At 70.6% G+C, this 13,530-nt stretch carries 12 protein-coding genes; 3 read left to right on the top strand and 9 right to left on the bottom strand.

Features of this window, described 5'->3' with window-relative positions; all coding sequences use genetic code 11:
- Window position 1: 1 nt before the first annotated feature.
- The 4 genes from MTE01_RS08490 to MTE01_RS08475 all read right to left on the bottom strand — a co-directional run bounded on the left by MTE01_RS08490 (window position 2) and on the right by MTE01_RS08475 (window position 4,120).
- The gene (locus MTE01_RS08490; RefSeq protein ID WP_141376836.1) at window positions 2-1,150 is read right to left on the bottom strand and encodes an NAD(P)/FAD-dependent oxidoreductase; all 1,149 of its coding nucleotides are present in this window, start codon (window positions 1,148-1,150) and stop codon (window positions 2-4) included.
- A 51-nt stretch (window positions 1,151-1,201) separates the two neighbouring features.
- Window positions 1,202-1,879: a hypothetical protein gene (locus MTE01_RS08485; RefSeq protein ID WP_141376834.1), complete on the bottom strand. Its 678-nt coding sequence runs from the start codon at window positions 1,877-1,879 to the stop codon at window positions 1,202-1,204.
- A gap of 5 nt (window positions 1,880-1,884) precedes the next feature.
- Window positions 1,885-2,745, bottom strand: coding sequence for an SGNH/GDSL hydrolase family protein (locus MTE01_RS08480; protein ID WP_103209707.1), 861 nt, complete (start codon window positions 2,743-2,745; stop codon window positions 1,885-1,887).
- Window positions 2,746-3,034: 289 nt separating this feature from the next.
- Complete coding sequence (locus tag MTE01_RS08475) at window positions 3,035-4,120, bottom strand: MFS transporter (RefSeq protein ID WP_141376832.1); 1,086 nt, start codon at window positions 4,118-4,120, stop codon at window positions 3,035-3,037.
- A gap of 69 nt (window positions 4,121-4,189) precedes the next feature.
- Here MTE01_RS08475 and MTE01_RS08470 point away from each other — a divergent pair, with 69 nt between their 5' ends.
- The 3 genes from MTE01_RS08470 to MTE01_RS08460 all read left to right on the top strand — a co-directional run bounded on the left by MTE01_RS08470 (window position 4,190) and on the right by MTE01_RS08460 (window position 8,651).
- The gene (locus tag MTE01_RS08470; RefSeq protein WP_141376830.1) at window positions 4,190-4,756 is read left to right on the top strand and encodes a CGNR zinc finger domain-containing protein; all 567 of its coding nucleotides are present in this window, start codon (window positions 4,190-4,192) and stop codon (window positions 4,754-4,756) included.
- 272 nt (window positions 4,757-5,028) lie between these two features.
- Window positions 5,029-7,194 carry a DEAD/DEAH box helicase family protein gene (locus MTE01_RS08465; RefSeq protein WP_246078128.1) on the top strand — a complete coding sequence of 722 codons (2,166 nt, stop codon included), beginning with the start codon at window positions 5,029-5,031 and terminating at the stop codon, window positions 7,192-7,194.
- Window positions 7,195-7,574: 380 nt separating this feature from the next.
- Window positions 7,575-8,651 (top strand): VIT1/CCC1 transporter family protein, encoded by a 1,077-nt coding sequence (locus MTE01_RS08460; protein WP_103209695.1) that lies wholly within the window; start codon window positions 7,575-7,577, stop codon window positions 8,649-8,651.
- 140 nt (window positions 8,652-8,791) lie between these two features.
- Here MTE01_RS08460 and MTE01_RS08455 read toward each other — a convergent pair whose 3' ends face one another.
- The 5 genes from MTE01_RS08455 to MTE01_RS08435 all read right to left on the bottom strand — a co-directional run bounded on the left by MTE01_RS08455 (window position 8,792) and on the right by MTE01_RS08435 (window position 13,364).
- Window positions 8,792-9,838 (bottom strand): isopenicillin N synthase family dioxygenase, encoded by a 1,047-nt coding sequence (locus MTE01_RS08455; protein WP_141376828.1) that lies wholly within the window; start codon window positions 9,836-9,838, stop codon window positions 8,792-8,794.
- A gap of 133 nt (window positions 9,839-9,971) precedes the next feature.
- On the bottom strand, window positions 9,972-10,769 hold the full coding sequence (locus MTE01_RS08450; RefSeq protein ID WP_141376826.1) for a metal ABC transporter permease: 798 nt from the start codon (window positions 10,767-10,769) through the stop codon (window positions 9,972-9,974).
- Entirely contained in the window at window positions 10,769-11,638 is an 870-nt protein-coding gene (locus MTE01_RS08445; protein WP_103209687.1) for a metal ABC transporter permease, read from the bottom strand. The genes MTE01_RS08450 and MTE01_RS08445 overlap by 1 nt, the downstream gene beginning before the upstream one ends.
- On the bottom strand, window positions 11,635-12,423 hold the full coding sequence (locus tag MTE01_RS08440) for a metal ABC transporter ATP-binding protein (RefSeq protein WP_116240154.1): 789 nt from the start codon (window positions 12,421-12,423) through the stop codon (window positions 11,635-11,637). The genes MTE01_RS08445 and MTE01_RS08440 overlap by 4 nt, the downstream gene beginning before the upstream one ends.
- Entirely contained in the window at window positions 12,420-13,364 is a 945-nt protein-coding gene (locus MTE01_RS08435) for a metal ABC transporter solute-binding protein, Zn/Mn family (protein WP_103209682.1), read from the bottom strand. The genes MTE01_RS08440 and MTE01_RS08435 overlap by 4 nt, the downstream gene beginning before the upstream one ends.
- Window positions 13,365-13,530 lie beyond the last annotated feature (166 nt).

Here is a 13,530-nt window from a genome sequence, read left to right as displayed (position 1 = left end):
CTCACACGGAGTCGTGCGCGTAGATGTCGCGGTACAGCCGCAGAGCCGACGTCTCGAGGTCGTGCGCCGGGGCGTCCTCGAACCGGTCGCAGGCGAGCTCTTCGGGAAGGGCGAGCTCTCCGCACAGAGCGCGAGAGAGCGCGAGAGCGGCTCCGCCCGCATGCGTGACCCAGATCGCCTGCGCGATCCAGGCTCCCTCCGCGCCGGGCACCGGGCCGAGGAAGGGGAGGTTGTCGGGCGTCATGGCGAACACCCCGTTCACCCGTGCCGCCGGGGTGAATCGGGCGTCGGGATGGAGGCGGCTCTGCGCCGACGCGATCGGAGCATCGAACGCGGGGTCCCAGGCCAGGCCGGCGCCGCCGTCGAGAGCCGCGGGGGCCACGGGCGCGGGGCGGTGGTCGTAGCTGCCGATACCGAGGGTGTCGCCGTGCGCTCGCGCGTAGACGTGGTGCTCGGGCCACCTCACGAAGGGACCCGGGTCCACGCGGGGTGCTCTCGGTCGTGCGTACACGTACGGATGCGCGACGGGGAAGAGAGGCAGACGTCGTCCGAGCATGCCCGCGAGACCGGGGCCCCAGATTCCCGCCGCGAGAACGACCTGATCGGCGGTGAGGGTTCGTCCGTCGGCGGTGCGCACCGTCCATCCGCCGCCGCGCGGTCGCATATCGACCACCTCGGCGGGAGCGACGAACTGCGCGCCCGAGCTCTCGGCGACAGCTCGCAGCTGGGCTCTCAGCAGATGAGGCGTCGCGACTCCGTCGTCGTCGTACCGCGCGACCGCCACGACCTGCCGGTCGTCGACGAACGAGGGGAGACCTCGCGGCGCGTCGAGAGTCGCGCGGAGTCCCGCGCGCTGGGCGGAGCGGACACGTTCGGCGAGAGTCTCAGCACCTGCGCTGCTCGTCGCCAGCTCGAGGCCGCCGCTGGGGGCGAACGCGGGCAGCTCCCGGTAGACGTCGACCGACGCGCGCGCGAGTTCCGTGAGCACGGGCGCATCGTTGTAGACCCCGACAAAACCGGGGGCGAAGGCCGTCGACCCGCGTTGCTTTCCGCCATCACGGTCCAGCACCGTGACCGCGACACCGCGCCCGGCGAGAGCGCACGCGACCGAGACGCCGACGATGCCGGCCCCGACGATAACGACGTGCATGGGGTTCTCCTTGAGCTCTTTGGGGGAGGGAGGTGCTCGGGCGCTCCGACGTCACTCCGCCGGCTGAGGTCCGCCGAACGCCTGCTCGCGAATCCAGCGTTCCGACTCTGCCGCCGCACGCACGCGCGGGTCCGGATCATTCTCGAGCGCTTCGACCACGTCGGCGGGGAGGTCGCGCTCGCCGGCGAGATACCACCTGTCGACCACGGATCCTTCGCGCAGCACGCGCCGTGCGCGGTCGTCGTCGCGGGGGAGGCCCTCGGACGGGGTATCGACGCGACCGATCGAGAGCTGCAGGTGCGCCGGGAGTGTTCCGGGGCCCGCGGGGGTCTCGCCGGCGGTGAACAGGGTCACGGAGACATCCGTTCCTTCCCACACGAGCCAGTCGATGTCGTCCGAGCCCCAGCGTTCGTCGTCGACGGACCAGGTGGACCAGTCAGGCCCTTCGGAGTCGAAGGTCCACCGGTGCGGCTCGGCCTTCATCGCCGCGGCGACGGCCAGGGCGGCCTCGCGCACCGACCGTTCCGACCCGTCGAGGAATACCGAGACGCTCGGCGCCCATGCGGACGACAGCACATCCCACCCGTCGGCGCCGAAGCGCCCGCTCTCGACCTCGGGGGTCCACCCCGCCTCGCTGAGTCCCGCGGCGAGGTGTTCGGCGTCGCGCAGCAGTGTGACGGCATCGGTGGCGCTCAACAGCGCGGTCACTGGGTCGGGCAGCGGAGTCACGCCCGTCAGACCTGAGTGTCGCGGGAGGCAGCGGCATCCGGCCCCGGGGCGAGGGTGACGACGGGCAGCGGCTCGGGCCGCTTCGCCTGGATGTGATCGCCCGACGACTGGTGCCGCAGGCGCCGCAGCACCCAGGGCACGAGGTACTCGCGCGCCCACACGAAGTCTTTCTCGCGCGCGGCGCGCCAGGTCGTGATCGCCTGGGTTTCGGCCTTCATCGGCTCGAGGTCGTTCGGCACGTTGAGCGCGCGCAGCACCATACGGGCGACCTCGTGGTGGCCGAGGGAGTTGTAGTGCAGCCGGTCGTCGTCGAAGAAGCGCATGTCCTGCACCTCTTTCAGGCCCCATTGGTCGGCGACGACGCAGTCGTAGCGATCGGCGATCGAGCGGATGTTCTCGTTATAGATCGCGACCTTTCCACGGATGCCGCGGAACACCGGCGTGAACTCGGTGTCGATCGCCGTGAAGACGACGATGGTGGCCCCGCTCGCGCGCAGACGTGCGACGGCGTTCTCGAACTGCCGCGACACGGCATCGGGATCGCTGCCCGGGCGGATGACGTCGTTTCCGCCCGCAGAGATGGTGATGAGGTCGGGTTTGAGCGCGAGCGCCGGCTCGATCTGATCGGCGACGATCTGCGCGATGAGCTTTCCGCGCACCGCGAGGTTGGCGTAGGCGAAATCGTCGACCTGCGCGCCGAGGACCTCGGCGACCCGGTCGGCCCACCCGCGATGACCGCCGTCGGGCAGCGGGTCGCCGATCCCCTCGGTGAACGAGTCGCCGAGGGCGACGTAGCGGCGCCACGGGTGCGGACCGGGGTTGTCGGGCGTGGGCGAGGTGCGGGGCGAGTGCGGATCGAGTGTCATCGAAACCTCCGGCTTCCACGGTACCCCCGGCCACCGACACGGCGAGTGAGCTGGGTGCGAGCGGCCGCGGCATCCGTATTGGGGGCGGCGTAAACGCGATCCGCGCGCAGAAACGCCTGCTGCTCGGGTTTCTGGACGCGGATCCCGGTTTCGGGTACACCGTCGTCTGCGAAGCTCCGAAGCGCCGCGGCGAATGCCGCACCCGCTCGCACCACGCCGTCACCGCCGCACCCTGAGACGTGTTGGCTTCGACGCTTCACGACGTCGAGCCGCGGGGCGAACGGCCTGCTCAACGATCACCGGGTTGGCGTCTGAGCTCAATGGTTCCCAGCACTCCTCCCACTGCCACGACGCTCCCGGCGGCGACGAGCGCTCCGGATTGACCGGAAAGCGCCAAGCCAGCTGCACCGGCAGCGAATCCGATGCTCTGACCGGCGAAGGCCAGGGTGAGGCCCGTCTTCCGGTGGGCGGCGGCGCCGGAGTCGAACACGTGCGATCGCAGTCCCAGAAGAGCGGCCGTAGGGAGCCCCACGAGCAGCAACCCCGCGAGGGCCGTCAGCCACTGCGGTTCCCACGTGAGCAGGACGGCGCCGGCGAGGAAGAGGGCGACGAGCAGGGGGAGTCGTCGTGCCGGATGCCAGCGCTGGAGCCAGACGATGTCCAGCCACGCTCCGACGGCGCTCGATGCGCCCAGAACCAGGAATGCGAGCCACGCGTCCTGCACCTCGAGGTCCAGTTGGAGCGAAAGGCCCACCGCTCCCGCCTCGACGGCGCCGAGCAGCATGCCGACTCCCACGCTGAAGACGGTCCAGGTGAACCATCGGAACGACGGTCGCGGTGTCGCGCACACCGCGTCCTCGGGAGCATGCGCGTCGGACGGCGTCGACGCTGAGTCCATCGTCTGAAACTGCACACCGATGACTGCCGCGAGCGCGAGTGCCGAGACAGCCACTGGCGCGCCGACAGCTCCCGCGCCGAGGGCGACGGCGACGAATACCGGCGCGAGGAAGACGAGCACGTCCTGGGCCAGAGCGTCGAGTGTCGATGCTCGAGCCTGTTCCCGCGCTGGCACGGCCGCGGACAGGGTGGAGCGGATGAGCCCCGCTGATCCAGCCATGCTCACGCCGGCGACAGCCGAGATCGCCATCCAGACGCCGAAGGGACGGTCCAGGCTGAACGCCAGTGCCAACCAACTCGCAGAGCACAGAAGGAGCTGGATGGTCAGCAGCCTCCGCGTCGAGAGGAGGCGTTGAGCGACGATGCTCACGGGCGTGCCGGCCAGCATCCCGACGACACTCGCCGCCGCGAGGAGTCCGCCCCGGTCCGGGTTCTGGAGCACGAGAGCCGCAATGGCACTGAATGCGACAGCAGACATGAGAACGGGAGACCTCACGAGCGAGGCAACCCCGAGCCACCCCCAGAAGGAACGACCCATATTGCCGGGATGATTGCGCATCGCGTTAACGTAACGCATGCGATCGAATCAATGCGTTACATTGTTGAGGTGGATGACGTCACCCTGCAGGGCTCCGATCGCACTCTGTTGCTCGCACTGCTCGACACCCGGCCGGAGCCGGGTTTCTCCGACGAACTGACGACCGTCGGGCAATTGCACGCTCTGTCTCCGAACGGCTGGTCCGCCGACCTGACGACTGTCATCGCCGTTCGTGACGACCTCGTGCGCATCTTGCTTGGTCCACGAGAGGGTGCATCCGAGGCCCTGAGTGACCTTGGCCGCAGGCTGGGGCTGACGCTCGCATTCGGTGCCAACGGTGGAGTGAGCCTGAGATTGATCGAGGCCGGATCGTCTGCTCCGTTGCTCGAACCGGTCGTCGCCGCAGCTATCGAGCTGTGGTCCGCCGGAGACCTCGACAAACTCCGAGTGTGCCGCTCGTCGACGTGCATCGTTCCGTTCGTAGATACCTCTCCGCGAGGACACCGGGAGTTCTGCAGTCCCCGGTGCGCCACGCGAGAGCGCGTGCATCGACACCGCGCCGCGGCTCGTCGGTAGACGCTCGTCTCGGACGGCTGCGCGTGGCCGACCACGACAACAGGTGCGCGGACGACACCGAGGAGCGTGGACGACCGGTCTTCTGTCGCCGCGAATCACGCGTGAAGCTCACACAACACCGCGATCCGCACGCAGAAACACGCTCTGCCCGCGTTGCTCGGCGCGGATCGCGTTTATGGCCGGTGGCGCGCCGTATCGGCCTTCTGCCCGGGCGTGGCGGCCTCCGAGGTCGCCTATCGTGGATGTTCGCGCTCGCGAAGGATGGAGGTTCGATGCTGGAAGAAGAAGCCCGCCCCTCGGCCCTCCCGCACACGAGCCCGGCCGCCGAAGCGGCGACTCCGCGCATCGCCTCTCCCGGCCCGGTCGCGAGCCCCGGCCCGGTCGCGAGCCCCGGTCCGGTCGCGTCCCCCGGTCCGGTCGCGAGCCCCGGCCCGATTGCGAGCCCTGGGCCCGCCGCCCGCACGGCCCTGCCGGTCCCGGCATCCACCCCCGCGGCCCCCGAAACCGCCTCGGAAGGCGGCGCGGAACCCGTCGCCGAGCCGTCCCACGCCACCGCGCCCGTCGCCGACGAGCCCGCGCCCGGGGCGATTCCCGACCCGGCCCTCGACGGGGTCGAGCCGCACTTCGGCTCCTTCGCCGCCGAGCACCTCTCGCCGTCGTTCCCGCAGCGCGCGCCGTGGGGAACGGCCCAGCGCTTGCGCGCCTGGCAGGCCGAGGCGCTCGACCTCTACTTCGGTCTCGACGGACCCGACGGCGAGGGAAAGGGACCGCGCGACTTCCTCGCCGCGGCCACCCCTGGCGCCGGTAAGACCACCTTTGCCCTCCGCCTCGCGTCCGAGCTCATGCGTCGCCGCGTCGTCGACCGCATCGTCGTCGTGGCCCCCACCGAGCACCTCAAGACCCAGTGGGCCGAGGCGGCCGCGCGCGTCGGCATCCGTCTCGATCCGTTCTTCTCCAACCGGCATGCGACGCCCTCGCGGCAGTATCACGGCGTCGCGGTCACCTACGCCCAGGTTGCGGTCAAGGCCGAGGTGCACCAGCGTCTGACGATGGATGCCAGAACACTCGTCATCCTCGACGAAGTGCATCACGGTGGAGACGCGCTCAGCTGGGGCGACGCCCTGCGCGAGGCCTATAACCGCGCGACCCGGCGCCTGCTTCTGTCGGGGACGCCGTTCCGCAGCGACACCGCGCCCATTCCGTTCGTGGAGTACCACCCGAATGCGAAGGGCATCCGCCTCTCGCGCACCGACTACGCCTACGGCTACAAACGCGCCCTCGAGGACGGCGTCGTGCGTCCCGTCTTCTTCCTCGTCTACGCCGGACAGATGCGCTGGCGCACCAAAGCCGGCGAAGAGATGGAAGCCCAGCTCGGGCAGGACAACACCAAGGACATCACCTCGCAGGCCTGGCGCACCGCGCTCGACCCGAACGGCGACTGGATCCCCGCGGTCCTCCGCTCCGCCGACCGGCGCCTGACCGAGGTGCGCGAGACGGTCCCGGATGCCGGGGGCCTGGTCATCGCGACCGATCAGACCGCGGCGCGCGCGTACGCGGCCATCCTCGAAGACATCAGCGGCGAGAAGGTCACCGTCGTCCTCTCCGACGAGGCGGAGGCGTCGGGGCGCATCGAGACCTTCTCGAAGGGCACGAGCCGCTGGATGGTCGCGGTGCGCATGGTGTCCGAGGGGGTGGATGTTCCGCGCCTCGCCGTCGGCGTCTACGCCACGAGCGCCTCCACTCCGCTGTTCTTCGCCCAGGCCATCGGCCGTTTCGTCCGCGCGCGCCGTCGCGGTGAGACCGCGAGCGTGTTCCTCCCCAACGTTCCGCAGCTGCTCGCCCTCGCGGGCGAGATGGAGGCGCAACGCGAGCACGCCCTCGACCGCGACAGCGACGCGGAAGACCAGTGGAACGCCGAAGAAGACATGATGGATGCCGCCGAGCGCGAGGACAAGGCGTCCGACGCGCTCGAGCAGGAGTTCGAGTACCAGGCCCTCGGTTCGCTCGCGCATTTCGACCGCGTCATGTTCGACGGGCAGGAGTTCGGTCAGCTCGCGGTTCCGGGAACCATCGAGGAGGAGGAGTTCCTCGGCATCCCGGGCCTCCTCGAACCCGAGCAGGTGCACGAGGTGCTCATGTCGCGCGCCACGCGGCAATCGCGTCACCGCTCCACCCGTGAAGCGACCGAGAAGGAGAGCGGCGTCGAGTCGCCGTCCGTCGACGACGGAGGGCTTCCGGCTCCGCTCCACCGCACCCTGAAGGAGCAGCGCCAGCTGCTCAACACCATGGTCGGCCTGTACGCGCGCCAGAGCGGCGAGCCGCACGGCCTCGTGCACGCCGAGCTCCGGCGGATCTGCGGCGGCCCGGCGGTGTCGCACGCGACCGTCGCGCAGCTGCAGGCGCGCATCGACGTGCTGCGCAAGCGCGTGCATTCCTGAGGCGCGCAAGCCCCGGCCCCGCGTCGCCCGGCCCCGCCTCGGGGCCTGCGCCCGGCCCCGCGCCGGCCGGCCCGCTCGCAGCCGCTCGAGGCTGCCGCCCTCGCGAGAGGGCATCTCGCTGACATCCCGGTGACACGCTGCGACAGCGTCGTCAGCGATGTGCTGCGCGAAGCCCGACGAGAAGGCCCGACCGGTGTGCGGGAGCGATGCGCCGACGCGCTCCCACGACCCGCTTTCGCGGTGCCGAAATGCTGGCACCGAAGCCTCGGCATCCGCGGGATCACGCTCTTCGGAGGCCCGAAATGCTGTCAGTGTGGGCCGACGCGCCCGAGAGGGCGAACCCGCCTCACTACCGTTGGGGGCGACCCGAAGGAGCCCCCGTGACCCCCGCCACACCCACCGCCCGCGATCGCCACCGCTGGGCGCGCTATCTCGTCGACGAACGCGCGGAGGCGCGCGTGTACCGCGAGCTCGCGTCGCGTCGCACCGGCGAAGAGCGAGAGATCCTCCTCGCTCTCGCCGAGGCCGAGGGGCGCCACGAGCAGCACTGGATCGACCTGCTCGGCGAGCAGCCGCCGCGACTGCCGCAGCCCGGCATCGGGACACGTCTGCTGGCGTGGATGGCCCGCCGGTTCGGATCGATCTTCGTGCTGGCCCTGGCCCAGAACGCCGAGGCCCGCTCGCCCTACGCCGACGAACCCTATGCCACCCCCGCGATGGCGGCCGACGAGCGTGTGCACCACGAGGTCGTGCGCGGCCTCGCCGCCCGCGGGCGCCGTCGCCTCTCGGGGACTTTCCGCGCGGCCGTGTTCGGCGCGAACGACGGCCTCGTGTCGAACCTCGCCCTCGTCATGGGAGTCGGCGCCACCGGCGTCGCCCCGAGCTTCGTGCTGTTCAGCGGTATCGCAGGCCTGCTCGCGGGAGCCCTCTCGATGGGCGCCGGCGAGTTCGTCTCGGTGCGTTCGCAGCGCGAGCTGCTCGAAGCCACCGAAGAGAGCGACTTCGCCGACTCGGCCCTTCCCCATCTCGACCTGGATGCCAACGAGCTCGCGCTCGTCTACCGCACGCGCGGGATGGATGCCGATGCCGCCCTCGAACGGGCCCGCGAGGTCGTCACCGCGGCTCGGGCCGGCACCGCACCGGCAGCAGCAGCCCCGGGCGAGTCGTCTCACGACGTCGTCGGCAGCGCGTGGGGGGCGGCCCTGTCGAGTTTCCTATTCTTCGCCTCGGGCGCGATCATCCCGGTCCTGCCGTGGATCTTCGGGATGTCGGGCTTCGCGGCCGTCGCCCTGGCCCTCGGCCTGGTCGGCATCGCCTTGATCGGCACCGGGGCGATGGTCGGTCTGCTCTCGGGCGCTTCACCCCTCAAGCGCGGTCTGCGTCAGCTCGCGATCGGCTTCGGCGCCGCCGCGGTCACCTATGTGCTGGGTCTGCTGTTCGGGGTGTCGGCGGCCTGATCGGGCCCCGCGGCGCTCGCGTCCGCGGCGCGCAGAAACGCGATCGACGCGCAGAAACGCGGGGAGAGAGCGTTCATGGTCGCGGATCGCGTTTATGCGTGCGGGCGCGAGCCCCGCCCGTCGCCGCGCGCCGACCCGGCTCAGCCCCGTCCGGCAGCCGTGACCCGCGCCGCCTCGCGGCGTGCACCCGTGTTCTTGCGGCCCGCGCGCGACCCCGCGAGCTTCGCCGTGATGTGCTCGCGCACCGTCACCGGGTCGTACAGGGCCGGAGCCTCGTCCGAGACGAAGTGGGGCAGCGGGGCGATGACCGCGTCGGCGTTGCCGTCGTGGAAGAAGGCGGCGGATCGGCGCCGCTCGATCGTCCCGTCGACGACGGGTGGCTTCACCCGGTGCAGCGTCGACATCCAGCGGTCGTTGGTCAGGCGGGCGGCGACGTCGCCGAGATTGACGAGCAGCGCTCCGCGAGCGGGGGAGACGTCGTTCCACGAGCCGTCCTGTGCCAAGACCTGCAGGCCCGCGACCTGATCCGCCCACAGCACCGTCACGAGACCGAAATCGGTGTGCTCGCCCATGCCGGTGAGCTCGGCGCCGAGCTCGATCTCGCCGGGCGGCAGGGCGTAGTTGTTCATGCGCAGCACGTCGATCGAGTGGCCGGTGACGCCGTCGAAGAAGTCGTCGGGCACGCGAAGGGCCGACGCGAAGATCCGGGTCAGGGTATGCGCGACCCGGCGCGCTTCGTCGTAGTACTCGCGTACCGCCGGCTCGAAGGTCCGGGTTTCGAGGGGCCAGGTGTTCTCGGCGTAGTCCGCTTCTGTCGCGGTGCTGCCGGGGTACTCGGCGGCGGAGGTGCCCACGTTGAACGCCTCGAAGAAGTCGTTCATGCGCGTCACCGGGTCGACGCCGAGGCTGTAGCTGAGCGATTCGCTCTTCGGCGGGCTGTACCCGCGGTTCTCCGCCGCGGGCCGCACGTACGCCTTCTTCACCTCCAGCGGCAGGGCGAAGAACTCGTCGAGCCCCTCGGTCAGCTCCGCGATCACGGCATCGGGGATGCCGTGACCCACCACCTGCATGAAGCCCACCGTGCGGCACGCGTGGTCGACCGCGGCGACCACCGCTGCACGCGCGTCGGAGGACCCGGGGCCGACCCAGGCGGAGATGTCGATCGTCGGAACAGCGAAAGCGGGCATGCCCCGACGCTAAGCGGCGGATGTCACACGGGTGTTTCTGCGGAGTCACGGCAGGCGCGGGGCGCGCGCACCGGTGCACCGCGCGCTGGCGATGTCAGGGTCGCCGCCTCGGTGCCGGGTTCGCATATCCGGATCATCTCAGCCGGCGGTGACGTGACCGCGCCGCGCCGCGAGCGCCCGCGTACAGCAGTGCACCGATCGCCGTGGCGAAGAACCCGATCGGCAGGTCGGTGGTCACGGCGAGCGCGATCGATGCCCACACGGTGACGAGCGTGAGGACGATCGACAGCGACAGGCCCCGACCGGGCGTCCGCGCGAGCACCTGCGCGGCGGCCGGGGGGCCGATGAGCAGCGCGAACATCAGCAGCGCCCCCACCATCGGAACGCTCACCGTCGTCGCGGCGGCGATCACGAGCGCGAACACCAGGTCCACCCCCGTGATCGGTACTCCACGCGCGGCGGCGAGGGCGGGGGAGACGGATGCCAGAAGGAGAGGCCTCGCGATGAGCGCGACCAGCCCGAGGCACCCGAGCCCGAGCAGGCTCATCGTGACGAGCTGACCGGGCGAGACACCGAGGATCTGACCGAACAGCAGGGCGAACACCTGCGCCGAGTACTCGCGCGAGCGGCTGAGGAACAGCGCGCCGAGGGCGAGCATGGTCACGAGGGTCAGGGCCGTGACGACGTCGTGTCGAGCCCGGCGTCCCAGCAACACGATGCCCACCGCCCCGCCCGCGGCGAAGACCCCGAGGCCCACGAGCGGGTTCGCCCCGATCAGCACCGCCCCGGCCGCCCCGGCGAACGCGCCGTGCGGCACGGCGTGGGCGAAGAAGGCGTTGCCGCGCAGCACGACGAAGAAGCCGACGACGCCCGCGACCACCGCCACGATGGTCCCTCCCGCCCATGCGGTCATCAAGTATGCAGCGAACATCACGCCACGGCCGTTCGGTGGACGAGGGGACGGAGGGCGTCGACGGCGCGCGCGCCCATGTAGGTGAGGAACACCGCCGCGACGATCGTGAAGCTCACGGGCCAGCTGTTGCCGCCGAACCAGTCGTAGCTCGCGAACGACACCAGGCAGCCGACCCCGACCTGACCCACAGCGATGACCGCGGCCAGCGCGGCAGCGGTCCCCAGTCGCCGTGTGAACAGCAGGGCGGTCGCCGCCGGTCCGATGAGCAGCGCCGTCGAGAGGATCGCTCCGATCGACAGCGACGACAGTTGCACGGACAGAGCGAGCGCGATCAGGAACAGCGTGCTCGCCCCACGCGTCGGCACCCCGCGCGCGGCGGCGAGATCGCGATCGAGCGTCTCGAGACTCACCCACCGCCAGACCGCGGCGACGATCGCGAGGGTGGCGGCCCCCAGGGCGACGATGACCGGCACGAGCCGTGAGTCGACCGAGAACAGTGAGCCGAACAGCACCGAGATCGCCGCGTTGCTCGAACCGCCGATCAGGGTGTCGAGCGTCAGGAACAGAGCGGTCAGCCCCATCCCCGCGCCGAAGACGACCCCCGTGGCGACATCGCGTCCCTCGAGGCGACGTGTCCCGATCGCCTCCATGGCCACGGCGGACACCACCCCCGCCAGAACGAACCCCCACAGCTGGCTGACCCCGAGAAGGAACGCGCCCGAGCCCCCGACCGCCCCGAGGTCGGCGAGCGCGTGCCCCGCGAACGACTGTCCGCGCGTGATGGTGAACACCCCGACGATGCCCGACACCACCGCGACCACCGTGCCCACCACGAGGGCCGTCTGCACCGTCGGGCTGACGAAGAACGCCGAGAGCACGGCGCTCACGCGTTCGTCACCCCCTCGTCGGCGACGACGAAGGTGCGTCCCGCCGCCTCGATCACCCGCATCGGACGGCGGTACAGCTCACTCAGCACGTCGTCTCGCACCACCTCCGCCGGCGTTCCCACCGCCGCTCGACCGCCCGCGAGGTACGCGACACGGTCGAGCACGGGCAGCAGCAGGGTGAGATCGTGTGCGGTGACCACGATCGCCACGCCGCTCTGCCGGCGCAGCTCGTCGAGCAGCACGACGACGTCGCGCGCGCTCACCGGGTCGAGACTCGCGAGCGGCTCGTCCAGCAGCAGCAGGGCGGGGCGGCTCACGATCGCGTGTGCCAACAGCACGCGCTGCTGCTGCCCGCCCGAGAGCTCGCCCACGCGCGCATCGGCGAACCCCGTCGCCCCCACGCGGGCGAGAGCCTCGTCGACGACGCCGCGCAGCCGCCCCCGCCCGAGCGGAATCCCGAGCCGCGCTCCGTCGAGACCGAGCATCACGACATCTCGGGCGCGCAGCGGCGCGTGCGGGTCGAGGCTGATCTTCTGCGGTACGTATCCGATGCCCGCGCGCCGGTCCGGGCGGTGTACCCGACCGGAGTGCGGACGCAGGATGCCGAGCAGCACCCGCAGCAGCGTGGTCTTGCCCGCGCCGTTCGCCCCGATCAACCCGACGATCGCACCCGGCGGAACGTCGAGATCGACATCTTCGAGCACGGGAGCACCGCCGAGACGCACCGCGATCCCGCGTGCCCGGAGGACGACGTCGGGATCGCGGTGCGGAAAATCCTCGCTCACAGGTGCTCGGTCGAGGTGCCCTGGGTGACAGCCGTCTCGAGCGCCTTCACCTCGGCCAGCATCCAGTCCTGGTAGTGGTAGTTCGCCGGCATCGTCTCGTACACGCCGACCACCGGGATGCCGTTGTCCTTCGCCAGCTGCAGGTACTTGTCGGTCGTGTCGTCGGTGACCTGCTGGTTGTACAGGAACACCTTCACCTGCTTGCCGGTGAACAGGGCGTCCTGCGTCGCGGTGTCCTGGGCCGAGGGGTCTGTGTCGTTCATGATGGCCGCCTGCAGGTTCCACGGCGTCTTGACGTCGGCATCCGCCGCCTGCAGCATGAAGTCCGCGACGGGCTCGGTCACGGCCACCGGTGTCTTCGGGTGGTCTTTCGCGAAGGACGAGAGAGCGTCGGTCCAGTCGCTCAGAGAGGCCGTGAAGGTCGCCAGGTTCGTGCGGAACGCGTCGGCGCTCGCCGGGTCGAGTTCGCTGAGCTTGTCGGCGACGGCGCTCGCGACGGCGGGCATCGTCTTCGGGTCGTACCAGAGGTGCGGGTTGTCGGTGCTGTCGGGAAGGCCCAAGACGTCCTGGGCGACGATGACCGAGCGGTTCGCGTCGGGGGAGGCCTTCTCGAGATCGGTCATGAAGTCGTCGTATCCGAGACCGTTCTGCACCACGAGCTGGGCGCCGGCGATCTCCTTCGCCACGCTCGCACTCGCCTCGAAGGTGTGGGGGTCGGTGTTGGGATCGCTCATGATCGCCGAGACATCGACACGGTCGCCGCCGATCTGCTGCACGACGTCGGCGTACTCGTTCTCTCCGGCGACGACGGTGATCTTCGGGCTGGAGTCGGTGGCCGCGGCGGGAGCGGCGGACGACGCCCCGGTCGAGCATCCGGCGAGGATGAGGGTGAGGAGAGAAACGCAGGCGGTGGCGGCGACGACGGTGCGCGCAGTCTTCATGGAGGTCGGTATCCCTTCGGCGATCGGCTCTCTGCGAATGAGAACCGTTATCGGCAAGGAAGATAGGGACGCGGCCTATGTCGGCAGACAGTGGGGGCTATCGGTTGGCTGTACGGCTGCCGACGCAGACAACGAAGAAGGCCCCGGACGAATCCGGGGCCTTCTT

The organism is Microbacterium testaceum (assembly GCF_006539145.1).
Classification (GTDB): Bacteria; Actinomycetota; Actinomycetes; order Actinomycetales; family Microbacteriaceae; genus Microbacterium; species Microbacterium testaceum.
This window is presented reverse-complemented; position numbering and strand designations above follow the sequence as displayed.

Excerpts from the sequence above, each read along its gene's own strand:
- MTE01_RS08490 (WP_141376836.1), bottom strand. The coding sequence starts at position 1,150 with ATGCACGTCGTTATCGTCGGGGCCGGCATCGTCGGCGTCTCGGTCGCG.
- MTE01_RS08480 (WP_103209707.1), bottom strand. The coding sequence starts at position 2,745 with ATGACACTCGATCCGCACTCGCCCCGCACCTCGCCCACGCCCGACAAC.
- MTE01_RS08475 (WP_141376832.1), bottom strand. The coding sequence starts at position 4,120 with ATGTCTGCTGTCGCATTCAGTGCCATTGCGGCTCTCGTGCTCCAGAAC.
- MTE01_RS08470 (WP_141376830.1), top strand. The coding sequence starts at position 4,190 with ATGATTGCGCATCGCGTTAACGTAACGCATGCGATCGAATCAATGCGT.
- MTE01_RS08465 (WP_246078128.1), top strand. The coding sequence starts at position 5,029 with ATGCTGGAAGAAGAAGCCCGCCCCTCGGCCCTCCCGCACACGAGCCCG.
- MTE01_RS08455 (WP_141376828.1), bottom strand. The coding sequence starts at position 9,838 with ATGCCCGCTTTCGCTGTTCCGACGATCGACATCTCCGCCTGGGTCGGC.
- MTE01_RS08450 (WP_141376826.1), bottom strand. The coding sequence starts at position 10,769 with ATGTTCGCTGCATACTTGATGACCGCATGGGCGGGAGGGACCATCGTG.
- MTE01_RS08435 (WP_103209682.1), bottom strand. The coding sequence starts at position 13,364 with ATGAAGACTGCGCGCACCGTCGTCGCCGCCACCGCCTGCGTTTCTCTC.